This is a genomic window from Roseateles aquae, from assembly GCF_032337115.1.
Classification (GTDB): Bacteria; Pseudomonadota; Gammaproteobacteria; order Burkholderiales; family Burkholderiaceae_C; genus Roseateles_C; species Roseateles_C aquae.
This window is the reverse complement of sequence record NZ_JAVXZY010000009.1, coordinates 48276-74005: the sequence shown is the minus strand read 5'-3', so window position 1 is coordinate 74005 and position 25730 is coordinate 48276. Positions and strand designations below refer to the sequence as shown.

Genomic DNA, 25730 nt, shown 5'->3' with positions numbered 1-25730 from the left:
AGATCCATGGCAAGGGGTGTTGGCATCAAGGGGCGGCGGCAATTCCTGGCCGCATCGGTGGCGCTGGGAGGCGCTGCCGTGGCGCAGGCCGAAGCAGGGGCAGCGAAACCCTCTGCGATGGCCTTTGCAAAGCGTGCCCAGGACCAGCAGCACCAAGTGCTGGCGGGCCTGGATGCTGCTGGCTTGCAGGCTGAGCTGCAGGCTGGCCGGCTTTCGGCCGAAGCACTGACCCGGCACTACCTGAAACGGATCGAGCAGATCGACGCCCATGGGCCGCAGCTGCGCTCGGTGATCGAGCTCAATCCCGAGGCACTGGCGCAAGCGCGAGTGCTCGATGCCGAGCGCCGCGCCGGCAAGCTGCGCGGCCCGTTGCATGGGCTGCCGGTGCTGGTCAAGGACAATATCGCCAGCGCGGATCGCATGGCGACGACGGCAGGCTCGCTCGGCCTGGCAGGCCTGCACGCCAGGCATGATGCCCATTTGATTGCCCGGCTGCGCGATGCAGGGGCGGTGTTGCTGGGCAAGACCAACCTCAGCGAATGGGCGAATATCCGTTCGACCCGCTCAGTCAGCGGCTGGAGCAGCCGCGGTGGCCTGACGCGCAACCCGCATCAGCTCAATCGCAACTGCAGTGGCTCCAGTTCCGGCTCGGGGGCAGCCGCCGCGGCCGGCCTGTGCGCGCTGGCAGTGGGTACCGAAACCGATGGCTCCATCGTTTCGCCGGCCAGCATCTGCGGCGTGGTGGGGCTGAAGCCCACCGTCGGCCAGCTGAGTCGGCATGGCGTTATTCCCATCGCCGCCGCGCAAGACACGGCCGGGCCGATGACCCGCCATGTGCGCGACGCCGCGCTCTTGATGCAGGCTCTGGCCGGGGCGGATCCCAATGATGCGGCGACGCTGGCCGCGCCGCGCCAGATTGATTGGCTGGCCGGCCTGAAGCCCGATGCGCTGCGAGGCGCGCGGCTGGGCATTGTTCGTGCTTCGCAACCGCCGCAGCCGCAGGTCAATGCGCTGTTCGAGCGCGCGTTGGCGGTCCTGAAGGCGCAGGGTGCTGAACTGATCGACGGCCTGGAGATCCCCTCGCAAGCGAAGTACGCGGAAACCGAGCTGACCGTGCTCTTGCACGAGTTGCGCGCCGGCTTGGCCGACTATCTGCGCGAGTTCCAGCCCGACGCGCCGTTCAAGACGCTGGATGAGCTGGTGGCCTGGAATCGTGCCCATGCGGCCGAGGTGATGCCCTGGTTCGATCAGGAGCTGTTCGAGCAGGCGCTGGCCTTGCCGCAGGATGGTGCTGCCTACCGCGAGGCGCTGGCCAACAACCAGCGCTATTCACGCGAAGAGGGCTTGGACGCCTTGTTTGCCCAGCACCGCCTCGACGCGGTGGTGGCGCCCACCGGCAATCTGGCCTGGCTAACCGACAAGTTGCTTGGCGACCATTTCACCGCCGGCGGCTTCACGACGCCCTTTGCCGTGGCGGGCTATCCGCACCTCACCGTGCCCATGGGCGCGGTGGCCGGGCTGCCGGCCGGTCTGTCGTTCGGCGGCCTGGCCTGGCAGGACGCCAAACTGCTCGGCTTTGGCTATGCCTACGAGCAGGCCAGCCGGGCGCGCGTCGAGCCGAAATTCCAGCCAGGCTTGTAACAAACCACTGTTGGCGAAGCCGGTATCGCCGGCGCTCGCTTTTTGGCCTTGGGGCAGGCACTTCAGGGTCTACCCGGAAGTCCAGGTATCAATTGTTTCGATTGCTTTATCAGAACTCGGTGGCTCGATGTCTCGGGGTTTGCCGAATAAGTTGTAACGAAAGTGTGTCAGGTGTGCGTGTCGTTAAATGTTCACGTGAATTCCAGCATGGCTGGCTAGACTGCGCCCACATTGATACCGGAGTAATCGGTGATGAGTGAGGAAGACTTGGTGTTGCGCGAATGGTCCGCCCCGGCAGTGGCGGCCTCGGCGCTGGCCACGCCAGGCTTCACTCAGGCTACTTTTGAAACATTTGCAAAGCCGCTGGAGATCAAGGCGGCGGTGACGCCGGCGGTGCGCGAACGCGCCCGTGATCTGGTCGGTCGCAAGTACCGCTCGCGTGGTTACATGGTGGGCCAGTCCCAGCCTTCGCTGCCCGGTGCTGAACCGGTCACGCTGACGGCGCTCAAGGGCGAGGAAGTCATCGGCACGCTGAGTGTGCGTTTCGACGGCGATGCCGGCCTGGCTGCAGACGCGGTTTTTGCCGACGAACTCGCGGCGATGCGCGAGTCCGGCCACAAGCTGTGCGAGTGCACCCAGTTCGCCATCGATGGCGACGAGGCCTCGCGCCATGTGCAGCTGAATCTGTTCCAGGCCGCCTATCTGGCGGCCTACCGCCTGCGCGGCGCACGCACCCTGGTGGTTGAGGTCAACCCGCGCCATGTCGGCTTCTACCGCCGCATGCTGGGTTTCAAGATCTGCAGCGGCGAGCGTATGAACCCGCGCGTCAATGCACCCGCTGTGCTGATGAGCCTGGATTTCTGCTGGGCGCAGCAACAGCTGGCCCGCTATGCGGGCCAACCGGCGCTGGCGCGCGTGGCGCGCAATCTCTTCCCCTGCTTCCAATCGGTGCTGGAAGAGCGCCGCATGCTGGAAGCGCTGGCCCGCGATATCGGCAGCGTTCACTGAAGCTGCCGGGGCTCGCAGCTCAGGCGGGCGCTCGCCAGCCCAGCTGCCGTGACAAATCCTGTGCCACCTGCTGCAGTGCCTGGGCCACCGCGCCACTGGTGCTGAGCTCGAAACTGCCGCTGGGGCCGATCGCCGTCAGGCTCAGCACCATGCGCTGCTGATCATCAAAGACCGGCGCCGCCAGCGCCGAAACACCGCTGACCACGCCATCGCGCGAGCTGGCCAGGCCGCTGCGGCGGGTCTCGGTCAGCTGATCCTGAAAGTCGCGCTGCTGCATCTGCGCGGCCTCTTGGGCATCGGCCACCGCCGCCAGCACCTGGCTGGCCGGCAGATGGGCGGCAAACAGCCGGCCCGAGGCGGTGCCGCTCAAGCTCATCACCGTGCCGTGGCGCATGCTCACATGCACCGGGCTCGGCGCCTCGGCCACGCGAACAATGGTTGGCCCGCGATTGCCCCAGACGGCGATGGCCACGGTGTGGCCGCACAGCAGGGCCAGCTCCTCGATGCGCGGCGTGGCCAGGCGCACCGGGTCGTACTGCTGCAGGCTGATCAGGCCCAGTTGCAAGGCCAGCGGCCCGAGGCCGTAGCGGCCACTGCCGCCTTCCTGTTCCACCAGGCCCAGCTTGATGAAGCTGACCAGATAGGGGTGGGCCTTGGCCGGCGCCATGCCGGCCTCACGGGCCAGGTCCTTCAGCGCCAAGGGTCGGCCCTGGTGGGCCAGGGCCACCAGCAACTGGCCACCAACCTCGATGCTCTGGATGCCGCGCGGGCCGCGCTCGGTGCTGGCGTCGGGCTTGTCGATGTCGATTTGGGCTGGGCGGTCTAGGCGGTCTGGGTTCACGCGGCAGTCTCTGGGGGAAGGGGCGATCCGCGCATTCTGCTTTGAAAATTAGGTATAGACAAATCAATTTGTAATTGGTTAAATGCGCCTCGGCCGATCTGCGCGGCCAGCCCTTGTTGTGGCTGGTCGCCGCGGTGCCACCGCCAGCCCCTCAAAGTTCACCAGAAGCGCCACGCCATGAACACCAAGACCTTCGCCTCCCAAGCCGATCTGGAAGAGAAGCGCGTCAGCTTCGAGCGCCTGTCGGACAACGCCTATGCCTACACCGCCGAGGGCGATCCGAATACCGGCATCGTCATTGGCGATGACGCGGTGATGGTGATCGACACGCAGGCCACGCCGGTGATGGCGGCCGATGTGATCCGCCGCATCCGCGAGGTCACCGACAAGCCGATCAAGTACGTGCTGCTCTCCCACTACCACGCGGTGCGCGTGCTCGGCGCTTCCGCCTACCAGGCCGAGGGCTGCGAGCAGATCATTGCCAGCCAGGACACCTACGAGCTGATCGTCGAACGCGGCGAGCAGGACAAGGCCAGCGAGATCGGCCGCTTCCCGCGCCTGTTCCGCAATGTCGAAACGGTGCCCGAGGGCCTGACCTGGCCGACGCTGACCTTCAGCGGCAAGATGACGCTGTGGCTGGGCAGCCTGGAGGTGCAGATCCTGCAACTGGGCCGTGGCCATACCAAGGGCGATACCGTCGTCTGGCTGCCCAAGGACCGCATCCTGTTCTCCGGCGATCTGGTCGAATTCGACGCCACGCCCTATGCCGGCGACGCCTATTTCCAGGACTGGCCGCAGACGCTGGACAACATCGCGGCGCTGCAGCCGGCCAAGCTGGTGCCGGGCCGCGGCGCGGCACTGCAGACACCCGAGGCGGTGGCCGCCGGCCTGAACGGCACCCGCGCCTTTGTCAGCGAGCTCTATGCCAGCGTCAAGGCTGGCGTGGCCGCCGGCCGCGAGCTGAAGGCGGTCTACCGCGAGACCTATGACGATCTGGCGCGCCGCTACGGCCAGTGGGTGATCTTTGCGCACTGCATGCCGTTTGACGTCACCCGCGCTTATGACGAGGCCAGCGGCCATGTCGATCCACGCATCTGGACGGCCGAGCGCGATCTGGCGATGTGGCAGGCGCTGGAGCAATAAGGCCATCACCGGCATGGCAAGACCTGACCCCGCCATGCACCACCCCAGGAATGAGGAGATTCCAATGAAGATCGAACGCATTCACCACGTCGCCTACCGCTGCATCGACGCCAAGACGACCGTCGAGTGGTACCGCAAGCACCTGAACATGGAATTCGTGCTGGCCATCGCCGAGGACAAGGTGCCGTCCACCCATGCGCCCGACCCCTATATGCATCTGTTCATGGATGCCGGCAACGGCAATATCCTGGCCTTCTTCGAGCTGCCCAACTCGCCCGCCATGGGCCGCGATGAGAACACGCCGGACTGGGTGCAGCACATTGCCTTCAAGGTCGACAGCGTGGCCACGCTGGAAGCCACCAAGGCGCGCCTGCAGGCCGAGGGCATCGAGGTGATCGGCGTGACGGACCACACCATCTTCAAGAGCATCTACTTCTTCGATCCCAATGGCCATCGCGTCGAACTGGCCGCCGATGTCGGCACGCCCGAGATGTACCAGAAGCTCGACGAGTGCAAGTGGCAGATGCTGGAGGAGTGGAGCCAGACCAAGCGTGCGCCCAAGCATGCCGCCTGGATGCACGACAAGGAATTCAACGCGGCGCATTGAGTGCACTGAGCGCACTGCCGTCTTGCACCGTTTCGCGATGCCGCGCCGCTGACCGTTTCCCCTGGAGCCTGGCCCCATGCAGCACACCTACGTCTACCCCGAGTTCGCCTACCAGCAGAGCGAGGCGCAGCGCCTGGGTGAGCAGCGCCGGCACCGGGTTGTCATCGTCGGTGCCGGGCCGATCGGCCTGACGCTGGCGCTGGACTGCGCGCAGCGCGGTCTGCCCGTGCTGCTGCTGGACGACAACAACAGCGTCAGCATCGGCTCGCGGGCGGTCTGCTATGCCAAACGGACCCTGGAAATCTGGGACCGGCTGGGCGTGGCCGCGCCACTGGTCGAAAAGGGCGTGCGCTGGCAGCTCGGCAAGGTGTTCTTCCGCGACGAACTGGCCTACAGCTTCGACCTGCTGCCGCTGGCCGAGCAGAAGCAGCCGGCGATGATCAATCTGCAGCAGTACTACCTGGAGGAGCAGCTGGTCGCCGCCTGCCAGGCCGAGCCGCTGATCACGCTGGCCTGGAAGCACAAGCTGCTGGCGCTGGAGCAGCAGGGCGACCATGTGCTGCTCAGCGTTGAAACGCCGGACGGCGTGTTCCGCCTGGAGGCCGACTGGCTGCTGGCCTGCGACGGCGCCGGCAGCGACACGCGGCGCATGCTGGGCGCTGATTTCAAGGGTCAGGCCTTCCAGGACCGTTTTCTGATCGCCGATGTGGTCATCAAGACCGATCTGGCCGCCCGTGCCTCGGCCGATGCCGTGAGCGCCGATGGCGAGGCCGCCTTGCAACGCCTGGGCGGCGCGCCCGAGCGCTGGTTCTGGTTCGACCCGCCGTTTCATCGCGGTCAGTCGGTGCTCTTGCACAAGCAGTGCGACGAGGTCTGGCGCATCGACTTCCAGCTCGGCTGGGGCGCCGATCCGAACGAGGAAAGGAAGCCCGAGCGCGTCATCCCGCGCATCCAGGCCATGCTGGGGCCGGACATCGAGTTCGAGCTGGAGTGGGTGTCGGTCTACCAGTTCGCCTGCCGGCGCATGGAGCGCTTCCGCCACGGCCGGGTGCTGTTCGCCGGCGACGCGGCGCACCAGGTTTCGCCCTTTGGTGCTCGCGGCGCCAACACCGGCGTGCAGGATGCCGACAACCTGGCCTGGAAGCTGGCCGCCGTCATCCGCGGCGAGGCCGGCGAACGGCTGCTCGACAGCTATGACGAGGAGCGGGTGTTTGCGGCCGACGACAATCTGCTGAACTCGACCCGCTCGACCGACTTCATCACACCCAAGAGCCGCGCCTCGCTGCGCCTGCGCAATGCGGTGCTGGAGCTGGCGCGCAGCGAGCCCTTTGCGCGGCCGCTGGTCAATAGCGGCCGGCTGTCGACGCCAACGCCCTATCTGCGCTCGTCGCTGAACACGGCCGATGCCGACGCCTTCGATGCGCCGCTGCGCCCGGGCAGCCCCTGCGTCGACGCGCCGCTGCGGGATGCCGGCGGCCACACCAGCTGGTTGCTGGATCAACTGGGTGCGGGCTTTGTGCTGCTGAGCTTCGGGCCGCTGGCCGCGGAGCTGCCCGCCGGCTTGCCGGTGCCGCTGCAGGTGCTGGAGATCGGCCGCGATCTGCACGATGAGCAAGGCCTGCTGGCCCAGCGCTACGACGCCCGCCCGGGCAGTTGCTACCTGATTCGCCCCGACCAGTACCTGGCCGCTCGCTGGCGCCGTTATCAGCCCGAGGCCCTGCGGGCCGCGCTGCTGCGCGCGCTGGCCCTGCAATGAAAGCCGAGACCGCCATGAGCCTGAACCGCCAGCCCCATATTCCTGATCCCGACGGCTTCTACGAGCAGCTGATCGATGCGCAGCGCGATCTCAGCGACGACCAGGCCGATATGCTGATCGCCAAGCTGGCCTTGATACTGGCCAACCATATCGGCGACCGCGCTGTGTTGGCCGAAGCGCTTCAGCTGGCCCGCCACAACACCTTGGCCACTCCTTCGCAAGGCTGACAATCGCCCCGGGGTTCACGACTTTCCTTCGCAGCGGCGCCTCACGAGGGCGCCGCGCCTTCTTGCTTCACCGCAGCACTGTCCGTCATGACGAACACACTCCACTATCTCGCCGGCTTCGGCAACCAGCATCTCAGCGAGGCCCATCCCGGCGCTTTGCCGCAGGGGCAGAACAGCCCGCAGCAATGCCCGTTGGGCCTCTATGCCGAGCTGATTTCCGGCGCTGCCTTCACCGCACCGCGGCACAGCAATCTGCGCAGCTGGGTCTACCGGCGCCAACCCTCAGTGGTGGTCAGCGGCTATGCACCGCTGGCCCAGCCCTGGCTGAAGACCGGCGCCGCAGAGGGCGAGACGGTCGCGCCCGATCCGCTGCGCTGGGCGCCGAGCCCGCTGCCCGAGGGCGAGCAGGATTTCGTGGCCGGCCTGCGCACCCTGGTCGTCAACGGCGATCCGGATGCCCATGTCGGCATGGCTGCCCACCTCTATCTGGCTACCAGCTCGATGCTGCGCAGCGCCTTCGTCAATGCCGACGGCGAGATGCTGATCGTGCCGCAGCAGGGCGCGCTGCGCATCACGACCGAGCTGGGTCGACTCGATGTGAAGCCCGGCGAGATCGCTCTGATCCCGCGCGGCCTGGCCTTCAAAGTCGAGGTCGACGGCCCCTCGCGCGGCTATGTCTGCGAGAACTACGGCGCTGCGATGCGCCTGCCTGAGCTGGGCCCGATCGGCTCCAACGGCCTGGCCAATCCGCGCGACTTTCTGGCGCCGGTGGCCTGGTTCGAAGCAGAGAACGCCGGCCGCTACGAGATCATCAAGAAGTTTGGCGGCAGCCTGTGGCGCGCCGAGCAGGATCACACGCCCTTCAATGTGGTGGCCTGGCACGGCAATCTGGCGCCCTACAAATACGACACGGCGCACTTCATGACCATCGGTTCGATCAGCTTCGATCATCCCGATCCCAGCATCTTCACCGTGCTGACCAGCCCCTCAGACACACCGGGCTGGGCCAATATCGATTTCGTGATCTTCCCGCCGCGCTGGATGGTGGCCGAGCACAGCTTCCGTCCGCCCTGGTACCACCGTAATGTGATGAGCGAGTTCATGGGCCTGGTGCTGGGCCAGTACGACGCCAAGCCCGAGGGCTTCAAGCCCGGTGGTGCCAGCCTGCACAACGCCTTTGTGCCGCATGGCCCCGACTCCGAAGCCTTCGCCAAGGCCTCGACGGTGGAACTGGCGCCGCACAAACTGGACCACACGCTGGCCTTCATGTTCGAGACACGCTATCGCCTGAAGCCGACCGCCTATGCGCTGCAGGGCGGCCAGCTCGAAGCCAGCTATGCCGACTGCTGGCGCGGTCTGGCCGATCAGTTCAAGCCCTGAATCCAATTCCCGAATCCAAGTTCTGTGAGTGAGCCCATGAGCCATATTGACCACACCCATGACCCGAAGGCGCAAAGCTGGGTCGCCAGCGCCAACACGGCCGGCACCGACTTTCCGCTGCAGAACCTGCCCTATGGCCTGTTCCGCCGTTTGCATAGCAACGAGAGTGCACGCGTTGGCGTCGCCATCGGCGAACAGATCCTCGACCTGAAGCTGGCCGCCGCGCTGGGCAAATGGAGCTCGGCCGTGCAGGTGCTGTTGCAGCCGCTGGCCGAGGGCGATCTGAACAGCTTCATGGCCAAGAGCGTGGCCGAGCGGCGCGCGCTGCGCCATGCGCTGTTCGACGCGCTGCGCGAGGGCTCGGCCCAGGCCGGCGCGTTGCAGGCAGCGCTGGTGGCACAAGGTGCCGTTGAGCTCTTCGTGCCCTGCAAGATCAACGACTACACCGACTTCTACACCGGCATCCACCATGCGGTGGCGGTAGGCAAGCTGTTCCGTCCGGACAACCCGCTGCTGCCCAACTACAAATGGGTGCCTATCGGCTATCACGGCCGCAGCTCCAGCATCGTCGCGAGCGGTGTGCCGCTGCGCCGCCCCAAGGGCCAGCTGAAGCCGCCGACGGCCGATGTGCCGGTCTTTGCCGCCAGCAAGCGCATTGACTATGAGCTGGAGCTGGGCCTGTTCACCGCCAGCGGCAATGCGCTGGGCGAGCCGATTGCGATGCAGGACGCCGAGCAGCATATGTTCGGCCTGACGGTCTTGAACGACTGGTCGGCCCGCGACATCCAGCCCTGGGAATACCAGCCGCTGGGCCCGTTCCTGGCCAAGAATTTCGGCAGCACGATCTCGCCCTGGATCGTCACGATGGACGCGCTGGAGCCGTTCCGCTGCGCCTTCGAGCGCCCGGCCGACGATCCGCAGCCGCTGCCCTATCTGGACAGCGCGGCCAACCGTGCCGAGGGCGGCTACGAGATCGAGCTGGAAGTCTGGCTGCAAAGCGCGAAGATGCGCGCCGCTGGCGAGCCGGCCGCCCGCCTGGTGCGCAGCAACTTCCGCCACGCCTACTGGACGCTGGCGCAGATGCTGACCCACCACGCCAGCAACGGCTGCAATCTGCAGTCTGGCGACCTGCTCGGCAGCGGCACGCAAAGCGGCCCCAAGCCCGAGGAAGCCGGCTCGCTGCTGGAGCTGACCCAGGGCGGCAAGCAGCCGATCACGCTGCCCAACGGCGAACAGCGCCTCTTCATCGAAGACGGCGACACCGTGATCCTGCGCGCCTTCGCCGAACGCGATGGCGCCCGCCGCATCGGCTTCGGCGACTGCGCCTGCACGATCACGCCAGCGCTCTGAGTCGAACGGCTCGCATTGCGTTCAGGGGCCGAGCGCCGGGCCGCCCCAAGCCGGCCCACCTGCGAATCGCTGCGGCTGAATGCCGCAGCGATTCGCGCCCCCTCGGGGGGCAGCCCAGCCGCCCCGCAGGGGGGCGACCTGGGCGGGGGCCAACATTCCACCCCGGGCCGAGCGCCGGGCCGCTCCCAAGCCGGCCCGCTAGGAAAGGCAAACGGCTAGATGCCGCATGCCTTTCCGCCCCCTCGGGGGGCTGCCCAGCCGCCCCTCAGGGGCGACCTGGGCGGGGGCACACATACCCCCGGGGGCTCACAGTCCTGTCCAAGCATCGGCCCAATGCGCCCCCACCCCCGGCTCATACGCCGTTGAGTTGGCGCTCCACTGTGAGCACCAGCCGCTGTAGGGGAAGGGCTTGCATTCGTAGACGCGGCCGGTCTTGTTCTGCAGCACCCGGGTGCCGGCCTTGTAACTGGCCAGGCCGTTGGGGAAGACGTAGTCGTAGGCAGTGCTGGCCGTCTTCAGCGTGAGCGCATAGGTCTTCTGGATCACCGTGCCGCCGGCCTTGGGCGTGCCCTTGACGACCAGCTGGTGGGCGCCGGCCGCCGGCTGGTTCAGCGCGATGGTCAGCGTCTGGCCGCTGTTGTTCAGCGAGACGCTGGCGCTGCCCTTGTTGACGCCGGCAGCATCGAACACGGTGGCGCTGACATCGAGTTCACCGACCGCGGTGACGTTGAAGGCGATGCTCAACTTGCCACCGACGATGGTGTACTCACTCGCCAGACCGGAGACCAGCACATCGAGATTGGGCGGCGGCGCCTTGTCGATCTGGATTTCAACCCGATCCAGCCCACTGTCATTGCGCACGAAGACCGAGTTCTGACCATAGACCGGCGAGATGCTGCCATCGGCGGCCTGCTGGCCGGCACGCAGCAGCACTTGTTCGGCATTGACCTGGCTGGCTAGCTTGTAGGCCCAGTTGTTGGCCACACCCTCGCTGGCGCTGGCCACCGTGATGCGGGTCTGGAACTCGCTGCGCTCGCCCTTGGTGTCGAAGACGCGGGTCGAGACCTTGTCACCGACGCTGAGGTCCACCGAGGGGTAGATCGTGCCCTTGGCGCTCCAGGTGTAGACCGGGGCGTCGCCAACCATCAGGTCGAGCAGGTTGTAGAAACTGTTGGTGGTGTCGGCCACCTCCCAGACAGCCAGCACGACCTGGTAACCGCTGCGCGGCGGCACGGTGCAGCTGTGCGTCACCGTCTTGGGCGGCTGCCTGCCACCGCCGTCGACCTGGCAGAAAGGCGTGCTCTCGAACGAGGCGCGTGACAGGACCTGGTTGGGGTTCCAGCCGGCGCGGGTGATGTAGTAGCGCCAGTTGCGGGTGGCGTGGTTGGCGGTGAAGGTCCAGACGAAGTTGTTGGCGCCGGCCTTGATGCTGCGCTTGGTCCAGCGGCTCGCCGTCTGCTCGTTCAGCGTGCTGAACTGGCTGAGGCCGGCACTGGCCAGCTGGCCATCGGCCGGCCCCCTGGCTGGGTAGCCCGAGGGGCCCTCCAGGCTTTGTGGCTCGTACTGAATCGGGCCGCAGTTGCTGTTGCCGCCGGTCTGGCAGAGCAGACCGCGTGATTCAGGGCTGCTGACATAGCCGTGCGACCAGGCGGGCAGGGCACTGGCAGCGAGGGCCAGGATGGCGAGGCCGCGGCCCAGCCAAGGGGTGATTCGAGGCTGCTTCGTCGTCTTCATCGATGTCTCCTCCAAAACCTGTGCCGATTCTGAGAATTGTGCGACTGGTGTGCAAGTGGTTTGTTATTGGTATTTACGATAGATGAAAAACATGCGAGGGTCGGGCGGCTGGTGTGGATTTGGACTGGGTGCTCAGGGTTCTGGATTGGGGCTGACAGGGCCACGGTTTGAGCGAATGCCAGGCCGGACTAGGCACAAACCCGCGACTTTTGTCTTGCAACCTGAGCCGCTGTGTAAGCGCGATGCAATGAAACCCTTCAAAGCGCAACACGCTGCACGGCGACGCGGTGGCGCCGCTAAATTGCCGCTGTCGAATCACGCGGCGCAGTGCCTGCAGGGCGCGACACCACGACGGAGATCTGCATGAGCAAGCTGGCAATAGCGCCGCCGATGAGCGGCTAGCGCGACGCCAGCCCGCCTCACTTTCACCAACGCCCGGCCGCCCGCAAGGCACTGTGCGTGAGACATCAAGAATCATCAGGAGATAGCCCCATGACCGCCCCCGCCTTCAAGAAGAAAGTCTTGCCTCAAGTCATCGCCGCCATCCTGGCTGCGGCAGCCAGTCCTCATATCCTGGCTGCCGACGAATCGAACGCACCGGCCAGCGATGGCAAGCAGGCCTTGGACAGCGTTGAGGTGCGTGGCGTGCGTGCCACCCTGACCAAGAGCCTGGTTGAAAAGCGCCAGGCGCAGAACATCGTCGACAGCATCAATGCAGAGGACGTCGGCAAGTTCCCCGACAAGAACGTCGCTGATTCGCTGCAGCGCGTGCCGGGGATCTCGGTGGATCGCAGCTGGGGTGAGGGTCGCGACATCTTTGTGCGCGGCACCGACAAGAGCCTCAACATGACCCAGCTGAATGGCCAGAGCGTGGCCTCGGCCTATTGGTGGAAGAACGACAAGCAAAGCCGTGGCTTCAACTACGACGTGCTGCCCTCGGAAATCATTGGCAGTCTGGACGTCTACAAGAGTCCGTCCGCTGATCTGGACGAGGGCAGCATCGGCGGCTTGGTCAATGTGAAGACGCGCAAGCCGCTGAGCTTCAAGGACCAGCTGACCGCGCAGGCCTCGGTCGAAGCGACTTACAGCAAGCTGCCCGGCAAGACCGATCCGCAGCTGAATGGCCTGCTGAACTGGAAGAGTGACGACAAGACCTTTGGCGCGCTGCTGTCGCTGAGCAAGCAGACGCGCACGATGCGCCGTGATGGCCTGGAAAACTTTGTGTGCGGCTGCACCACCACCATCGTCGACCAGACCACCGGTGCCCAGACGCCTAACGCCTATGTGGCCTGGGGCGGCGGCTCGGCCATCTTCCGCCAGGACCGCGAGCGCACCACCACCAATCTGGCCTTGCAGTTCCGCCCCAACAAGCAGACCGACCTGTCCTTGAATTACCTCAATTCGGACATGAGCATGAACAACAGCAACCAGAACTATCTGTGGATGGGGGCTGGGCTGGACGACATTCCGCAAGCGGGCAAGATTTCGGTGCTGAATCCGAAGTTCATCACCACCTCCGACGGCGGCAAGGCCCTGGTGGGCGGCACCCTGGGCCCGGCGGCGGTGGCCTTCGAGCCCATCTTCCGCGAGTCCTACATCCATTCCAAGGTGCTGGATGTGGAGGGCAACTACACGCTGGATCGCTGGAAGCTGCATGGCCAGATCGGCTCGACCCAGGCCGATGGCGGCAGCGCCCATGACCGCAACATGCCCTTCGCCGGCAATTCGCGGGTCAGCATCAATCTGGGTCCCGACACCTATGAGTGGAAGTACCTGGACATCAATCCGCTCGATCCCAAGGCGCTGAATCTGACACTGAGCAGCCCGCTCGGCGGCGCGCGTGACTGGGTGCGCAAGATGCAAAGCAAGGAGAGCTACGCACAGGCTGACCTGAACTACAACGTCGATGGCGGCTTCATCACCGACGTCAAGGTGGGCGTCAAGCTGCGCGACAACACGGTGCAAAACAACCGCGTGATCGGTTCCTTTGACACCAGCAAGGCCACCTGGCAGCCCTTCTCCTTGGCCGATGTGTCCAGCGGGGCGTCGCCGCTGCTGAGTCAGGCGGCCGCGACCAGCGGCGCGCTGACCCAATATGCCTGGGTCGACGACGCCATGGCGCAGAAGGTCTTTGACATGTACGACAAGGGCATGGTCTACAAGGAGAAGACCAGCGAGTACTACAAGATCAATGAAAAGATCTTTGGCATGTATGCCAAGGCGGACTACGCGACTGGTGCCCTGCGCGGCGACTTCGGTGTGCGCCTGGTGCGTACCAAGCAGACGTCTGAGGCCTACCAGGGGGAGGCCGGCAAGCCGGGCTACGGCATTGGCAGTGTCTCGCGCACCTACAACGACGTCTTGCCCAGCGTGAACGGTGTCTACGAACTCAATCGCGAGGTGGTGTTGCGCGGCGCTGTCTCACGTGTGATGGCCCGCAACACCTACAGCGACCTGAGCTCGACGGTGGAAATCAACGGCACCGGCAATTCGGCCACCGCTGGCAATCCGCTGCTGAAGCCGGTGCATGCCAACCAGGCCGAGTTGGGCATCGAGTGGTACTTCGCCGAGGCCTCGCTGTTGTCGGCCACGGCCTTCATCAAGCGACTGGACACCAGCGTGACGACCGATACACGCACCGAGAACGTTGGCGGCGTGCTGCTGCAAGTGAAGCGCCCCTACAACCTGGACAGCGGCCCACGCATCAATGGCCTGGAACTGCAATGGCAGCAGTCCTTCGGCAATAGCGGCTTTGGCTCGGTCGTGAACTACACGCTGACCGACGCGGTGCAGGGCGCCGGCAGCAATGGCCAGCGTCTGAAGGTCGAGGGCAATTCGCGCAACCAGCTCAATGCCGCGGTCTACTATGAGAAGAGCGGTGTGGCACTGCGACTGTCGTACAACTATCGCGACAAGTCCTATGGTGGTCAGCAGGATGGTGGTCAGATCGTCAACAGCGCCTACGGCCAGTGGGATGCCACGGCCAACTGGGACATCACGCCCAAGCTGGCGCTGTACGGCTCGGCGGTGAACATCACCAACGCGGTGGTCAAGCAGAACACCAGCGATGGCCTGCCCATCGGCGTCTATGAGAATGGCCCTCGCTACAGCGTTGGTCTGCGCGCCAAGTTCTGATGCCCTCAAGTGTCCTGTCCCGCAGGTTCCTGCACGTGAAGCCGTGTCTTCCGCGCCAGCCCCGCGTTGTGAATCCTCGCGATACCACGGGGTATCGCTGCGGTTCACGCCTCGGTCTGATGCCGAATCCATCGCCTTCACGTTGTGCAGTCAACTGCGGGACAGGACACTGGCAGGCACCGGGGCGGCTGCCGCGCCGCCCCTGGCCTGTCTGTGTTACTGCCTGCCGGATCTTTATATGAGCACCTCTTCCAAACTGCCCGTCGGCGCGGCACCGCCCGTGCTGCTGCCGATGCTCTTCATCGGCCTGATGTTCTTCATCCTGGGCTTTGTCACCTGGCTCAATGGCTCGCTGATTCCCTTTCTGAAGATTGTTTGTGATCTCAGCAATTTGCAGGCGCTGTGGGTCACCTTCGCCTTCTACATCGCCTACACGGTGATGGCCTTGCCCTCGGCGGCCATCCTGGCGCGCACCGGCTACAAGAACGGCATGACGCTGGGCCTGGCCATCATGGCCATCGGTGCCTTGATCTTCATTCCGGCGGCCAAGAGCAGCCATTACGGCGTCTTCCTGGCGGCCTTGTTCACGCTGGCCACCGGCATGACGCTGATGCAGACGGCGATCAACCCCTACATCGTCTGCATCGGCGCGCGTGAGAGTGCGGCGATGCGCATCAGCATCATGGGTCTGTTCAACAAGGGCGCCGGCATTGTGGTGCCGCTGGTGTTTTCGGCGCTGATCCTGTCCGGCATCGAGCAGTTCTCAGATGCGGCGCTGGCCTCGATGGACGCGGCCGGCCGGCAAGCGCTGCGCAGCGAGCTGGGCGCTCGGCTGATCTATCCCTATGCGGTGATGGCCGGCGGCCTCTTGCTGTTCACGCTGCTGATCCACTTCTCCAAGCTGGCCGAGCCGGTGCTGGAGCAGGCCGAGGGCAGCACCGACAGCGGCTCCACCCAGCGCTTCGGCGTGCTGCAGTTCCCGCAGCTGGTGCTGGGGGCGCTGGCACTGTTTGCCTATGTCGGCGTCGAGGTGATCGCTGGCGACACCATCGGCCTCTACGGTCGCAATCTGGGCGTCAAGAACTTTGCCGTGCTGACCTCCTACACCATGGGCTTCATGGTGCTGGGCTACAGCCTGGGCGTCCTGCTGATTCCCAAGTATGTTGCCCAGAAGACGGCACTGCTGGCCTCTGCGCTGGCCGGCCTGGTGTTCACCGCGGGTGTGGCGCTGAGCTCGCCCAGCAGCGCCCTGTCGCAGGCGCTGCTGGGCTGGGCCGGCGTGCCGGCGGTGCCGGATTCGGTGTTCTGCCTGGCCTTGCTGGGCCTGGCCAATGCCCTGGTCTGGCCGGCCGTCTGGCCGCTGGCGCTGGAAGGGCTGGGCAAGTACACGGCGGCGGGCTCGGCCTTGCTGATCATGGGCATTGCCGGCGGGGCATTGCTGCCCATGGCCTATGGTCGACTGTCCGAGGCCAGCAATCCGCAGGCCGGCTACTGGCTGATGCTGCCCTGCTATGCGCTGATCCTGTACTACGCCGCCCACGGCCACAAGCTGCGCCGTTGGTGAGTTAGCGAACATTGAACGTCGCCGGGCCGGTGGAATGGCCGGCCCGGCCTACCTCGCGTCTCTCTCGATGCTGTCCTTGTGGCGTCGTGTTGCGCCTGCCTCCGTTCGCGGAAGCAGGCGTTTTTTCTAGCTCAGGACGGCCGCTGGATCAGGCTTTGCAACTGCTCACGGTGCGTGGGAAACGCCGCAGCGATGGCGGCGATGGCGGCGCGGGCCTGCGCGCCGGACAAGATGCCATGCTGCGGCGGGCGCAGCTGTGCCGGGAAGCGGCCCATGCCGGCGAACAGGCAGTACCAGGACGGGCGCTGGTACATCAGGGCGTCGCCATGGCGGCTCAGCTCGGCTTCGAAGTCGCCACCACGGTCCCAAACCTCCAGCAGGCTCAGCAGCCGATCGGCGCCGGCCGTGTTGGCCCGGTTGGCGCGCCAGTAGTCGCTGTCCGTGCGGGTGTTGAGCCGGTAGTGACCCAGCACATAGTCGCGCACGCCATCGAACATCTGATTGACACGGCGGTTGTACGGCGACTGCGCGGCCGGCCCCAGTCCGGCCGCATCGACGCTGGCGATGAACTCGGCCACGGCGAACTGGATCAGCATCAGCGCGGTGGCTTCCAGCGGTTCGATAAAGCCTTGCGAGAGGCCCAGCGCCAGGCAGTTGTCGCGCCAGTGGCGCTCGACCCGGCCGACGCGCATCTGCAGGCGCCGCGCCGGCTGGCCCTCGGCGGCCGGGCCCAGATGGGCGCGCAGCTCGGTCTCGGCGTCGTCATCGCTGACGAAATCGGAGGCGTAGACATAGCCATTGCCATAGCGGCTTTGCAGCGGGATCTGCCAGGCCCAGCCATGGCGCAGCGCCGTTGAGTTTGTCTCGCTCGGGATTGGCGCCTTGGCGTCCAGCGCGGTCGGGATGGCGATGGCGCGGTCATTGAACAGGCTGTGCTTGTAGGAGATGAAGGGCTCGCCCAGCGTCTCGCTGATCAGCAGGCCGCGAAAGCCCGAGCAGTCGATGAAGAAGTCGGCCGCCAGCTGCTCGCCATCAGCCAGTTGCAGGGCCTCGATGGCGCCCGACTCGTGGCGCTGCACCCGCGCCACCGTGCCGATGCGATGGACGACGCCGCGCCCCTGGGCATGGCGGCGCAGGAACTGGCCGAGCAGGCCGGCGTCGAAGTGGTAGGCGTAGTCGGTGGCCGGCGCGCGGCCATCGTCCGCGGGCCGGGCCACCGGGGCACGGCACTGCGCAGCCAGTGCGGCGGCGATGAAGAAGTCCTGCGGATTGGCGTCGGCATCGACGCCGCGGCGGCGCAGGCAGGCGTTGACGAAGAAGGCGCTGCCGGTGCTCAGGTCCTGCTCATTGAAGAAGGGGTGGACATAGCTCTGGTAGCCCGCCACCGTCGACCAGCCGGGAAAGCGGATGCCGCTTTTGTAGCTGGCCTGGCAGGCCGGCATCCACTCGGCTTCGGTAATGCCTAACTCGGCAAAGAAGTGGCGAAGATAGGGCGTCGAACCCTCGCCGACCCCAATGATGCCGATCTCGCTGGACTCCAGCAGCGTGATGCGGCAGCCCTGCGGCCCCCAATGGCGGGCGAACAGGCAGGCGGCCATCCAGCCGGCCGTGCCGCCACCGACGATGGCGATATGGGCGGGCCTGGGCGTCATGCGGGCTTCCCCTGTTCGGTGGTGCTGGCGGCGGCGAGGTTCGCAGCGGCGATTGGCGCGGCCTGGGATTCGCCGGGCCGATGCGCCGGCAGCGCCAGCCGCACCTCGAAGCCGCCCTGCGGATGGTTGCGCAGGCGCAGCTGGCCGCCGTGGTCGGCCACGATGTCGCGCACGATGGACAGGCCCAGGCCGAGCCCGTCCTGGCGCAGCTTGGAGCCATGGTCCAGTCGCGTGTAGGGCTGGCCCAGGCGCGCCAGTTCCGACTCCGGCACGCCGGGCCCATGGTCGCGCACCGTCAGCAAGACCTGACCCGCTTCCGCGCTGCCGGCCGCGCCTTCGCTCATGCGCAGCTCGGCCTTGTGCTGGCCGCTGCCGGCGCCGTAGAAGATGGCGTTGTCCAGCAGATTGCCCAACGCGCGCTTGAGCGCCAGCGGCTTGCCGAACACCGTCAGCGGCAGGTCCTCCAGCTCGATCTGCTGGCCGGCCATGCGGGCGTCGCGGACCATTTTCTGCAGCACCAGGTCGATGCGCACCGGCACGCGGTTCTCGTGGATATCGGTGTCCTTGACGATCTGCAGCGCGGTCTTGACCATCATGTCCAGCTCGTCGAGATCCTCGTGGAACTCGTCCTGCACCGCCTCTTCATCGAGCAGCTCGCTGCGCAGGCGCAAGCGGGTGATCGGTGTGCGCAGATCGTGCGAGATCGAGGCGAACAAGCGCTCGCGATCGCTGAGGTAGCGGCGTATGCGCTCCTGCATCTCGTTGAAGGCCTTGATGGCGCTGCGCACCTCGGAAGTGCCGGTCACGCGCAAGGGCTGCGGCGTGGTGCGGTGGCCGACCAACGCAGCGGCCCGGCTGAGGCCGCGCAACGGCGCGGTCAGGGCCCGCGCGGCGGCCACGGTCAGCACCAGCACCAGGCACAGGGTCAGCAGCTGCGGGGTCAGGCGTTGCCAGGTGATGAAGTCCAGCTGTTCCAGAAAATAGGGGTCGGGCATGCTGCCGGTCATGTAGTGCCACTGGCCCGGCTCGGTCTGCACCTGCACGACCAGGAATGGCGCCGGCCGTTCGCTGGCCAGCAGCGAGGGGTCGACCCAGCTCTCCGGCAGGTCGGCCAGCAGGGCGCCCTCGGGCGAGGTGTGCAGGCCCACCGGCGAGGCCAGCACCACGCGGGTTTCGGCGCCGGGCGGCAGCTGCGCGGCCAGCTCTTTCTGCACGATGGCCTCGACGACGCGGGCCAGCGGCTGCTCGGGTAGGGGCTGGATCTCGACCGGCGCCTTGTTGATGAAGACCAGAAAGCGCGTGCCGCCCATATTGCGCAGCAGCTCGATGACGAAATGCTGGTTGGTCGGCGGCAGCTCGCGCAGCGCGCGCAGCGTGCCGAGCACGCCGGTGGCAACGTGGTGCGCCGCCGTCTCCGCCTGGCGTCGGGTGCGCAGTTCGGCCTGGTGGTACCAGAGCAGATTGACCAGCAGCTGGACAATCAGCAAGCCGGCCAGCATGGCCAGCGTGAAGCGGCCCTGCAGGCTGTCGAACCAGAAGGCCAGCGTGTGGCGCGGCCAGCTCGACGTTTCCGACTCAAAGGGCATGGGCGCTGCTGACCGTGGTGGCGAACACATAGCCGGAGCCGCGCACCGTCTTGATCAGCGCTGGCTGCTTGCCGTCGTCGTTGAGGCGCTGGCGCAGGCGGCTGACCTGCACGTCGAGCGAGCGATCCAGCGGGCCGAGATCGCGGCCGCGCGTCACCTCGGCCAGGCGGCTGCGATCCAGCACCTCGCCGGGGTGCTCGACCAGCAGCTTGAGCAGCTGGAAGTCCATGCCCGAGAGCGGCGAGCTCGCGCCTTCGGGATCGATCAGGCAGCGCTCCAGCACGTCCAGCGTGTAGCCGTTGAAGCGGAAGTAGCGCGGCGTCTGGCTGCGGTCCTGGCCGGATCGGCGATGGATGGCCTTGATGCGGGCCAGCAGCTCGCGGGGATTGAAGGGCTTGCCGATGTAGTCGTCGGCACCCAGCTCCAGGCCGACGATGCGATCGGTTTCCTCGGCACTGGCGGTCAGCATGATGACCGGCACCTCGGAGCGCCGCCGCACCGCCTGGCACAGCGCGAAGCCTTCGGTGTCGGGCAGCATGACGTCGAGGATGCACAGGCTGATCTCATCGCGGAAGCGCTCGAACTCGGCCATGAAACTGGCGCCGTCATGGGCCAGGCGAACCTCGTACTGGTTCTTTTCCAGATAGGTCTTGAGCAGGGTGCGGATCTTCTGGTCGTCGTCGACGATGAGGATGGTGCGGTTCATGGGGTGGCTTTCAGACTGCGCGGGCCGAGCGCGCGCAACAGCGCCTGCAGCCGCTTTTGCGCGGCGGCCGGCGTTTGATTGGGGTCGAGGGCGAAACGGTGCACCGTTTCGATGAAGGCGTTCTTGCCGACCTCATCGAAGGCCATCCGGTGTACCAGGCTGGGCACGCGCGGCGTGGCGGGATTGGCAAACAAGCGGTAGGAGCGCTGTGCGCAGATGTCCAGCTCGTCGACCGGCACGTCGCGGCGCACCGGCACCGAGCCCTTGATGCGGTTGTAGCTGATCTGCAGCGTGGCGCTGCCCAGCAGCTCGGCCATCTTTTCCTGCGCCGCTTGCCGGCTGTTGTCGCCGGCCAGCATGGCTAGGGTATCGATGCTGAACAGATGGGCCTGCGCGGTGCCGGGCACGGCCTTGCAGTCGAAATCGTTGCCGCCTTCCAGGCCCAGCATGCCAAGCTCGCCGCGCACCCAGTCGCCGCTGATCAGCATGGCGCTGCGGCCGGCGGCGAAATCGGCGACCAGATCGGTCCAGCGCCGCTCGCCCGGATTGGCCGGCGCGTTGCTGCCGCCGCCGCTGCTGGCACTGGCCGCCCAGTTGCGCCACTCGCGCAGGCGGCGGAAGGCGCGCTCCAGCGCCGGGTCCTCGAAGGCCTGCAGATCGCGCTGCACCACCATGCGTTGGTACAGTGCCGGCCCGGCCTCGCCCAGCAGCAGCGCCTCGAACACGGTGGCGACCTGCCAGGGCTCATCGCTGAAGCCCACCGGCGTGATGCCGGCGGCGCGCAGGGCGGTGGCGGCGCGGGCCACGCCGGCCCAGTCGCTCGGCACCTCGAGCTTGAGCTGGCGGAACACCGCCAGATTGATGTAGAGGTTGTTGATGCGATGGATGCCCAGCGGCGCGGCAACGACGTGATCGCGTACATTGAGCTGGCTCATCACCTGCGGGAACAGCGTGCGCTGCCAGTCGCGTTTCTGTGCCACGCCGTCCAGGCGCAGCAAGAGGCCCAGCTCGGCCCATTCGCGCAAGGCCTGGCCATTGAGCTGGGCCACCTGCGGCGCCTGGCCGCGCAGGGTGCGTTCATTGAGCACCTTGATCGCGCCGCCGCCGCCGCCGCCGGCCACCGCGCCATCAACCCAGCGCAGCCCCTGCTCGGCCATCCGTGCCGCGACCAGATCGGCCGCCGCGCGCTCGCCGCTGCTGGTCCACCAGTGCAGCACATTCAGCTCCTGATTGGCCGGCGCAGCCACCACCGCCGAGGCCGGGGCGGCCGAGGCTGGCGCCGCCTGCTGCAGCAGGGCCAGAGAGGTGACGAGGGCAAGCATGCGCCGCATCTTGCCTTGCGCGGGCGCGGGCTGAGCCTTCTTAGTGTTGGACTTGGGTGAGCTTGTGTAAGACACGGCGGGCAGCGAGAAATCGCGTGTAACCATTGTCAAAGCCTGCTGGTTGCTTGGCGATTGGGGCTTGCGATGGCTTTGTCCGCTGATCGCCCGGGAAGCCCGCAGGCATCGGGGCTGTGGCCAACGTTAAATAAGGTAACACGATGCCTGTGCGCGACAGTCAGGCCTGCCAGCGGCATCGCTTTGTGCTTAGCCGCCTTGCTGCACGGCCGGCGCCGGCTCGGTGCTCTTGCGAGCCTGCTGATGTCGCATGGCGGGGTGGGGCGTGGCGCCGCGCTTTGCGTTACAAGGCGGCGTCAACTATGGTCGCGGCTGTTCGAAAAGCTGACTGAAAAGCAGGCTGATGACAGGGGTGATAACGCGAAAGAGAGATGGCGCTGGCGGCGCTCTCGATCGATGTTGTCGGCTTGACTGACCCAGATCAGAAACAAAGAGGGCGCGGGGCCGGCAGGCCTGACAGCGCTCCGCGGGCAGGGCTGGCCACCTGCCGATTCGCTCCTTGATCCCGCACGCCCATCGCAACCAATGCAATGACCGCCGATGCGGCTGCGGGCCTCGTTTGCGGCAGGGCCGCTCAATGCCTGATCTGGCCCCGGCGCGCCAGATAGCGCTCGCCCAGACCTGCCAGCGCCAGGCCGAGGGCGATGCCGCAGCCATCGGCAAAGAGATCGAGCCATTCGCCCGAGCGTCCCGGTATCTGCAACTGCAGCAACTCGACCAGGCCCCCATAGGCCAGCAGGCCCGCAGCGGTCTGCCAGCGCCGCGCCGGCCAACTGCATCGCGCCAGCAGATAGAGCACGGTGAAAGCGCTGCCGTGATTGGCCTTGTCCCAGCCCAAATCAATCTGTTGGGGCGGTTGCGGCGTCAGCGCCATACAGCTGACGAAACCCAGGGCGATAAGGAACAGCAGGCGCCAGTGGCGTGTCGATGGGCTGAACACTCGATCCTCAATCCGGATTGCTAACCGGGCGTGGCCGGCGGCCGACCTCCAACTCGATGTCCAAGCGCTGCTTGCCGCGCTGCACCGTCACCGCCGCGCGGGTCTGCGGCTTCAGTGCGGCGACGGCGGCCAGCAGCTGAACCGGGTTGTTGACCGCATGGCCGGCCACCGCGAGCATCACATCGCCAGCCTTGATGCCGCTGCTGGCGGCCGGGCCCTTCTGCACCACGCCGCTGATCAGCACGCCGCTGCGGTCGGCCAGCTTGAAGGCCTCGACGACCTCGGGGGTGATCTCGCGCGTCTGCACGCCGATCCAGCCGCGCGAGACTTGACCCTCGGCGACGATGGCCTCCAGCACCTGGCGCGCGGTGCTCACGGGAATGGCAAAGCCAATGCCCATGCTGCCGCCGCTGCGCGAGTAGATGGCCGTGTTGATGCCCAGCAGCTTGCCCTCGGCATCGACCAGCGCGCCGCCGGAGTTGCCCGGGTTGATGGCCGCGTCGGTCTGGATGAAATTCTCGAAGGTATTGATGCCCAGCTGGTTGCGGCCCAGCGCGCTGACGATGCCCGAGGTCACCGTCTGGCCGACGTTGAAGGGGTTGCCGATGGCCAGCACCGCATCGCCGACCTGCAGGCTTTCGGCTTCGCCGAGGCTGATCACCGGCAGCTCGGGCAGTTGAATGCGCAGCACGGCCAGATCGGTGTCGGGATCGGTGCCGATCAGCTCGGCGCGGGCCTCGCGGCCGTCGCTCAGCTGCACCTGGATGTCCGAGGCGCCTTCGACAACATGGTTGTTGGTCAGCAGATAGCCTTCAGCCGAGACGATCACGCCGGAGCCCAGGCCGACCTGGGGCCGGTTGTCACCGCGCGGGCGCTTGCCACCGTGGAAGCGATACCAGAGGTCTTCGTCTTCCTCATCGCCTTCGGCGCGAGCGCGCGGCTTGCGTGCGGCCTTGTTGGCACTGACGCTGACCACGGCCGGCGCGGCCCGATGGGCGGCCAGGCTGAAGCCGGGGCGCGCGCCTGGCGCGCTACGTTCCGCAGGGGAGGGCGGGGCCAGCAGGCCGGGGCTGGTCTGCAGCGTGGCGGTTGGGCGTGGGGGGGCGGTCGTGGCCGTGTTGGCGCCGACGGGCAGCCATTGCGGCTTCAATGTTTGCACCACAAACAGGCCGGCCAGTGCCACCGTCGTCGCCTGGGCGAAAATCAGCCAGACCTTCCTCAGATCAATTCCCAACACGACTCCCGCACATTTCTACATCTATGGCACAGCGTTCCGACATCACCCGCACCCTGACGCAATGGCTGGAGCCCGGGCGCTTCAAGGATTATGGGCCCAACGGTTTGCAGGTCGAGGGCCGCGCGGAGATCGGCCGCGTCGTCTGCGGGGTGACGGCCAGCCTGGCGCTGATCGAGGCCGCCATCGCCGCCAAGGCGGACATGATCCTGGTCCACCACGGCCTGTTCTGGCGCGGCCAGGACGGCTGTGTGACCGGCTGGATGAAGGCGCGCTTGGAGCGCCTGCTGGCGCACCAGATCAATCTCTATGCCTACCACCTGCCGCTGGACGCCCATGCCGAGCTGGGCAATAACGCGCAATGGGGGCGGCGCCTCGGTTGGCAGGCCGATGGACGTTTTGGCGATCAGGACCTTGGCTTCATCGGCGCACTGCCCGAGGGGCAGCAGCAGTTGGACAGCCTCAGCGCTGCGCTGGCCGGCCTGATGCAGCGCGCGCCGACGGTGCTGCCCGGCGATGGCCGGCCGCTGCGCCGCGTGGCCTGGTGCAGCGGTGGCGCCCAGGGCTATTTCGAGGCGGCGATTGCCGCTGGCGCCGATGTGTTCGTGACCGGCGAGATCTCCGAGCCGCAGGCGCATTACGCCGCCGAGACCGGCGTGGCCTTCATTGCCGCCGGCCACCACGCCAGCGAGCGCTATGGCGTGCAGGCGCTGGGCGAACGCCTGGCCGGCGAGCTGGGCCTGAACCAGCAGTTCATCGATATCGTCAACCCCGCTTGAGCAAGGCAGCCCAGCTATGAACGCTCCGCTCTTGCTGACCATGGGTGACGCCTGTGGCATCGGCCCCGAAATCAGCGTCCGCGCCTGGTTGGCAGAGGCCTCGGCGCAGGCACCGTTGTGCCTGGTTGGCGATGTGGCGGTGCTGCGCCGGGCGCTGCGCCAGTGCGCCATCGCCCTGCCGCTGGCGCGGCTGCAGTCGCTGGACGAATGGGCGTGCGTGCCGCCGGACTGCCTGCCGGTCTGGCAGCCAGCGGGTCTGCCCGCTGATCTGATCGAGGTGCCGCAGGGCCGGATCTCGGCGCTGGCCGGTGCCGCTGCGGTGCGCTGCATCGAGGCGGCCGTGGCAGCGGTGCAGGCGGGCCAGGCGGATGGCCTGGTGACCGCGCCGATTCACAAGGAGGCGCTGCATGCCGCCGGCGTCAGCCATCCGGGCCACACCGAACTGTTGCAGGCGCTGGCTGCGCAGGAGGGGTCGCTGCCGCCGGTGCGCATGATGCTGGCCAATGAGGAGTTGCGCACCGTGCTGGTGACCATTCACGTGTCGCTGCGCGAGGCGATCAGCCTGATCGGCCGCGAGCGGGTGCTGGAGACCATCACCATCACCGCGGCGGCGCTGCAGCGCTGTGGCATCGCCGCGCCGCGTATCGCCGTGGCCGGGCTCAATCCGCATGCCGGCGAGGGCGGCCTGTTTGGCGATGAGGAGCTGCTGCACATCGCGCCGGCCATCGCCGCGGCGCAGGCCCTAGGCCTGAACGTTAGCGGCCCCTATGCGCCGGACACCGTCTTCATGCGCGCTCGCAACGCGCCCGGGCATCCCGGCGAGTTTGACGCGGTGGTGGCCATGACCCATGACCATGCCCTGATCCCGGTGAAATACCTGGGCGTGGAGCAGGGCGTCAATGTCACGCTGGGCCTGCCCTTTGTGCGCACCAGCCCCGATCACGGCACGGCCTTTGACATTGCCGGCCAGGGGCGCGCCGATGTATCGAGCATGCGGGCGGCGATACGGATGGCATGGCAACTCAGCGGCGCGCGCTAAAGCGGCCGCGG

General features: G+C 66.7%; 20 protein-coding genes. 12 read left to right on the top strand and 8 right to left on the bottom strand.

Annotated features, from left to right (window positions below; genetic code table 11):
• Positions 1–6 precede the first annotated feature (6 nt).
• Positions 7–1641: an amidase gene (locus RQP53_RS19300; protein WP_315652322.1), complete on the top strand. Its 1635-nt coding sequence runs from the start codon at positions 7–9 to the stop codon at positions 1639–1641.
• A 252-nt stretch (positions 1642–1893) separates the two neighbouring features.
• Positions 1894–2649: an N-acyl amino acid synthase FeeM domain-containing protein gene (locus RQP53_RS19295; RefSeq protein WP_315652321.1), complete on the top strand. Its 756-nt coding sequence runs from the start codon at positions 1894–1896 to the stop codon at positions 2647–2649.
• 19 nt (positions 2650–2668) lie between these two features.
• Here RQP53_RS19295 and RQP53_RS19290 read toward each other — a convergent pair whose 3' ends face one another.
• Entirely contained in the window at positions 2669–3490 is an 822-nt protein-coding gene (locus RQP53_RS19290; protein WP_315652320.1) for an IclR family transcriptional regulator, read from the bottom strand.
• Positions 3491–3667: 177 nt separating this feature from the next.
• Between RQP53_RS19290 and RQP53_RS19285 the strand changes: the two genes are divergently transcribed.
• The 6 genes from RQP53_RS19285 (at position 3668) to fahA (ending at position 9953) form a co-directional block, all read left to right on the top strand.
• Positions 3668–4633 carry an MBL fold metallo-hydrolase gene (locus RQP53_RS19285; RefSeq protein ID WP_315652319.1) on the top strand — a complete coding sequence of 322 codons (966 nt, stop codon included), beginning with the start codon at positions 3668–3670 and terminating at the stop codon, positions 4631–4633.
• Between the two features lie 64 nt (positions 4634–4697).
• A complete protein-coding gene (locus RQP53_RS19280) occupies positions 4698–5240 on the top strand; it encodes a VOC family protein (RefSeq protein ID WP_315652318.1) in 543 nt (180 codons plus the stop codon).
• A 76-nt stretch (positions 5241–5316) separates the two neighbouring features.
• Complete coding sequence (locus RQP53_RS19275; protein WP_315652317.1) at positions 5317–6996, top strand: FAD-dependent oxidoreductase; 1680 nt, start codon at positions 5317–5319, stop codon at positions 6994–6996.
• On the top strand, positions 6993–7223 hold the full coding sequence (locus RQP53_RS19270; RefSeq protein ID WP_434064125.1) for a DUF2783 domain-containing protein: 231 nt from the start codon (positions 6993–6995) through the stop codon (positions 7221–7223). The genes RQP53_RS19275 and RQP53_RS19270 overlap by 4 nt, the downstream gene beginning before the upstream one ends.
• Positions 7224–7310: 87 nt before the next feature.
• A complete protein-coding gene (gene hmgA, locus RQP53_RS19265; RefSeq protein WP_315652316.1) occupies positions 7311–8603 on the top strand; it encodes a homogentisate 1,2-dioxygenase in 1293 nt (430 codons plus the stop codon).
• Between the two features lie 36 nt (positions 8604–8639).
• Positions 8640–9953, top strand: a complete 1314-nt coding sequence (gene fahA / locus RQP53_RS19260) for a fumarylacetoacetase (RefSeq protein ID WP_315652315.1) — start codon at positions 8640–8642, stop codon at positions 9951–9953.
• A gap of 306 nt (positions 9954–10259) precedes the next feature.
• Here fahA and gbpA read toward each other — a convergent pair whose 3' ends face one another.
• Entirely contained in the window at positions 10260–11687 is a 1428-nt protein-coding gene (gene gbpA, locus RQP53_RS19255) for an N-acetylglucosamine-binding protein GbpA (RefSeq protein WP_315652314.1), read from the bottom strand.
• A gap of 492 nt (positions 11688–12179) precedes the next feature.
• On the opposite strand from gbpA, the gene RQP53_RS19250 reads away from it, so the two are divergent.
• The gene (locus RQP53_RS19250; protein ID WP_315652313.1) at positions 12180–14822 is read left to right on the top strand and encodes a TonB-dependent receptor; all 2643 of its coding nucleotides are present in this window, start codon (positions 12180–12182) and stop codon (positions 14820–14822) included.
• Positions 14823–15060: 238 nt separating this feature from the next.
• Positions 15061–16386, top strand: a complete 1326-nt coding sequence (locus tag RQP53_RS19245; protein WP_315652312.1) for a sugar MFS transporter — start codon at positions 15061–15063, stop codon at positions 16384–16386.
• Positions 16387–16517: 131 nt separating this feature from the next.
• Here RQP53_RS19245 and RQP53_RS19240 read toward each other — a convergent pair whose 3' ends face one another.
• The 6 genes from RQP53_RS19240 to RQP53_RS19215 all read right to left on the bottom strand — a co-directional run bounded on the left by RQP53_RS19240 (position 16518) and on the right by RQP53_RS19215 (position 23889).
• Positions 16518–18038, bottom strand: a complete 1521-nt coding sequence (locus tag RQP53_RS19240; RefSeq protein ID WP_315652311.1) for a tryptophan halogenase family protein — start codon at positions 18036–18038, stop codon at positions 16518–16520.
• Positions 18035–19624 carry an ATP-binding protein gene (locus tag RQP53_RS19235; protein ID WP_315652310.1) on the bottom strand — a complete coding sequence of 530 codons (1590 nt, stop codon included), beginning with the start codon at positions 19622–19624 and terminating at the stop codon, positions 18035–18037. Before RQP53_RS19235 ends, RQP53_RS19240 begins: the two co-directional genes overlap by 4 nt.
• Complete coding sequence (locus tag RQP53_RS19230) at positions 19614–20330, bottom strand: response regulator (protein WP_315652309.1); 717 nt, start codon at positions 20328–20330, stop codon at positions 19614–19616. The genes RQP53_RS19235 and RQP53_RS19230 overlap by 11 nt, the downstream gene beginning before the upstream one ends.
• A complete protein-coding gene (locus RQP53_RS19225; RefSeq protein WP_315652308.1) occupies positions 20327–21652 on the bottom strand; it encodes an ABC transporter substrate-binding protein in 1326 nt (441 codons plus the stop codon). Before RQP53_RS19225 ends, RQP53_RS19230 begins: the two co-directional genes overlap by 4 nt.
• Before the next feature lie 649 nt (positions 21653–22301).
• On the bottom strand, positions 22302–22667 hold the full coding sequence (locus RQP53_RS19220) for a VanZ family protein (RefSeq protein WP_315652307.1): 366 nt from the start codon (positions 22665–22667) through the stop codon (positions 22302–22304).
• 7 nt (positions 22668–22674) lie between these two features.
• Positions 22675–23889, bottom strand: a complete 1215-nt coding sequence (locus RQP53_RS19215; RefSeq protein WP_315652453.1) for a S1C family serine protease — start codon at positions 23887–23889, stop codon at positions 22675–22677.
• A gap of 38 nt (positions 23890–23927) precedes the next feature.
• On the opposite strand from RQP53_RS19215, the gene RQP53_RS19210 reads away from it, so the two are divergent.
• Together RQP53_RS19210 and pdxA are read left to right on the top strand one after the other, a co-directional pair.
• Positions 23928–24680 carry a Nif3-like dinuclear metal center hexameric protein gene (locus RQP53_RS19210; protein WP_315652306.1) on the top strand — a complete coding sequence of 251 codons (753 nt, stop codon included), beginning with the start codon at positions 23928–23930 and terminating at the stop codon, positions 24678–24680.
• A gap of 16 nt (positions 24681–24696) precedes the next feature.
• On the top strand, positions 24697–25719 hold the full coding sequence (pdxA, locus tag RQP53_RS19205; protein ID WP_315652305.1) for a 4-hydroxythreonine-4-phosphate dehydrogenase PdxA: 1023 nt from the start codon (positions 24697–24699) through the stop codon (positions 25717–25719).
• Positions 25720–25730 lie beyond the last annotated feature (11 nt).

What these genes read in the sequence shown, in the direction of transcription:
- RQP53_RS19270 (WP_434064125.1), top strand. Translation starts at nt 6,993, where the DNA reads ATGAAAGCCGAGACCGCCATGAGCCTGAACCGCCAGCCCCATATTCCT.
- RQP53_RS19245 (WP_315652312.1), top strand. Translation starts at nt 15,061, where the DNA reads ATGAGCACCTCTTCCAAACTGCCCGTCGGCGCGGCACCGCCCGTGCTG.
- RQP53_RS19210 (WP_315652306.1), top strand. Translation starts at nt 23,928, where the DNA reads ATGGCACAGCGTTCCGACATCACCCGCACCCTGACGCAATGGCTGGAG.
- RQP53_RS19240 (WP_315652311.1), bottom strand. Translation starts at nt 18,038, where the DNA reads ATGACGCCCAGGCCCGCCCATATCGCCATCGTCGGTGGCGGCACGGCC.
- RQP53_RS19300 (WP_315652322.1), top strand. Translation starts at nt 7, where the DNA reads ATGGCAAGGGGTGTTGGCATCAAGGGGCGGCGGCAATTCCTGGCCGCA.
- RQP53_RS19225 (WP_315652308.1), bottom strand. Translation starts at nt 21,652, where the DNA reads ATGCTTGCCCTCGTCACCTCTCTGGCCCTGCTGCAGCAGGCGGCGCCA.
- RQP53_RS19285 (WP_315652319.1), top strand. Translation starts at nt 3,668, where the DNA reads ATGAACACCAAGACCTTCGCCTCCCAAGCCGATCTGGAAGAGAAGCGC.
- RQP53_RS19295 (WP_315652321.1), top strand. Translation starts at nt 1,894, where the DNA reads ATGAGTGAGGAAGACTTGGTGTTGCGCGAATGGTCCGCCCCGGCAGTG.
- RQP53_RS19280 (WP_315652318.1), top strand. Translation starts at nt 4,698, where the DNA reads ATGAAGATCGAACGCATTCACCACGTCGCCTACCGCTGCATCGACGCC.
- fahA (WP_315652315.1), top strand. Translation starts at nt 8,640, where the DNA reads ATGAGCCATATTGACCACACCCATGACCCGAAGGCGCAAAGCTGGGTC.
- RQP53_RS19235 (WP_315652310.1), bottom strand. Translation starts at nt 19,624, where the DNA reads ATGCCCTTTGAGTCGGAAACGTCGAGCTGGCCGCGCCACACGCTGGCC.
- RQP53_RS19275 (WP_315652317.1), top strand. Translation starts at nt 5,317, where the DNA reads ATGCAGCACACCTACGTCTACCCCGAGTTCGCCTACCAGCAGAGCGAG.
- pdxA (WP_315652305.1), top strand. Translation starts at nt 24,697, where the DNA reads ATGAACGCTCCGCTCTTGCTGACCATGGGTGACGCCTGTGGCATCGGC.
- RQP53_RS19230 (WP_315652309.1), bottom strand. Translation starts at nt 20,330, where the DNA reads ATGAACCGCACCATCCTCATCGTCGACGACGACCAGAAGATCCGCACC.
- gbpA (WP_315652314.1), bottom strand. Translation starts at nt 11,687, where the DNA reads ATGAAGACGACGAAGCAGCCTCGAATCACCCCTTGGCTGGGCCGCGGC.
- RQP53_RS19250 (WP_315652313.1), top strand. Translation starts at nt 12,180, where the DNA reads ATGACCGCCCCCGCCTTCAAGAAGAAAGTCTTGCCTCAAGTCATCGCC.
- hmgA (WP_315652316.1), top strand. Translation starts at nt 7,311, where the DNA reads ATGACGAACACACTCCACTATCTCGCCGGCTTCGGCAACCAGCATCTC.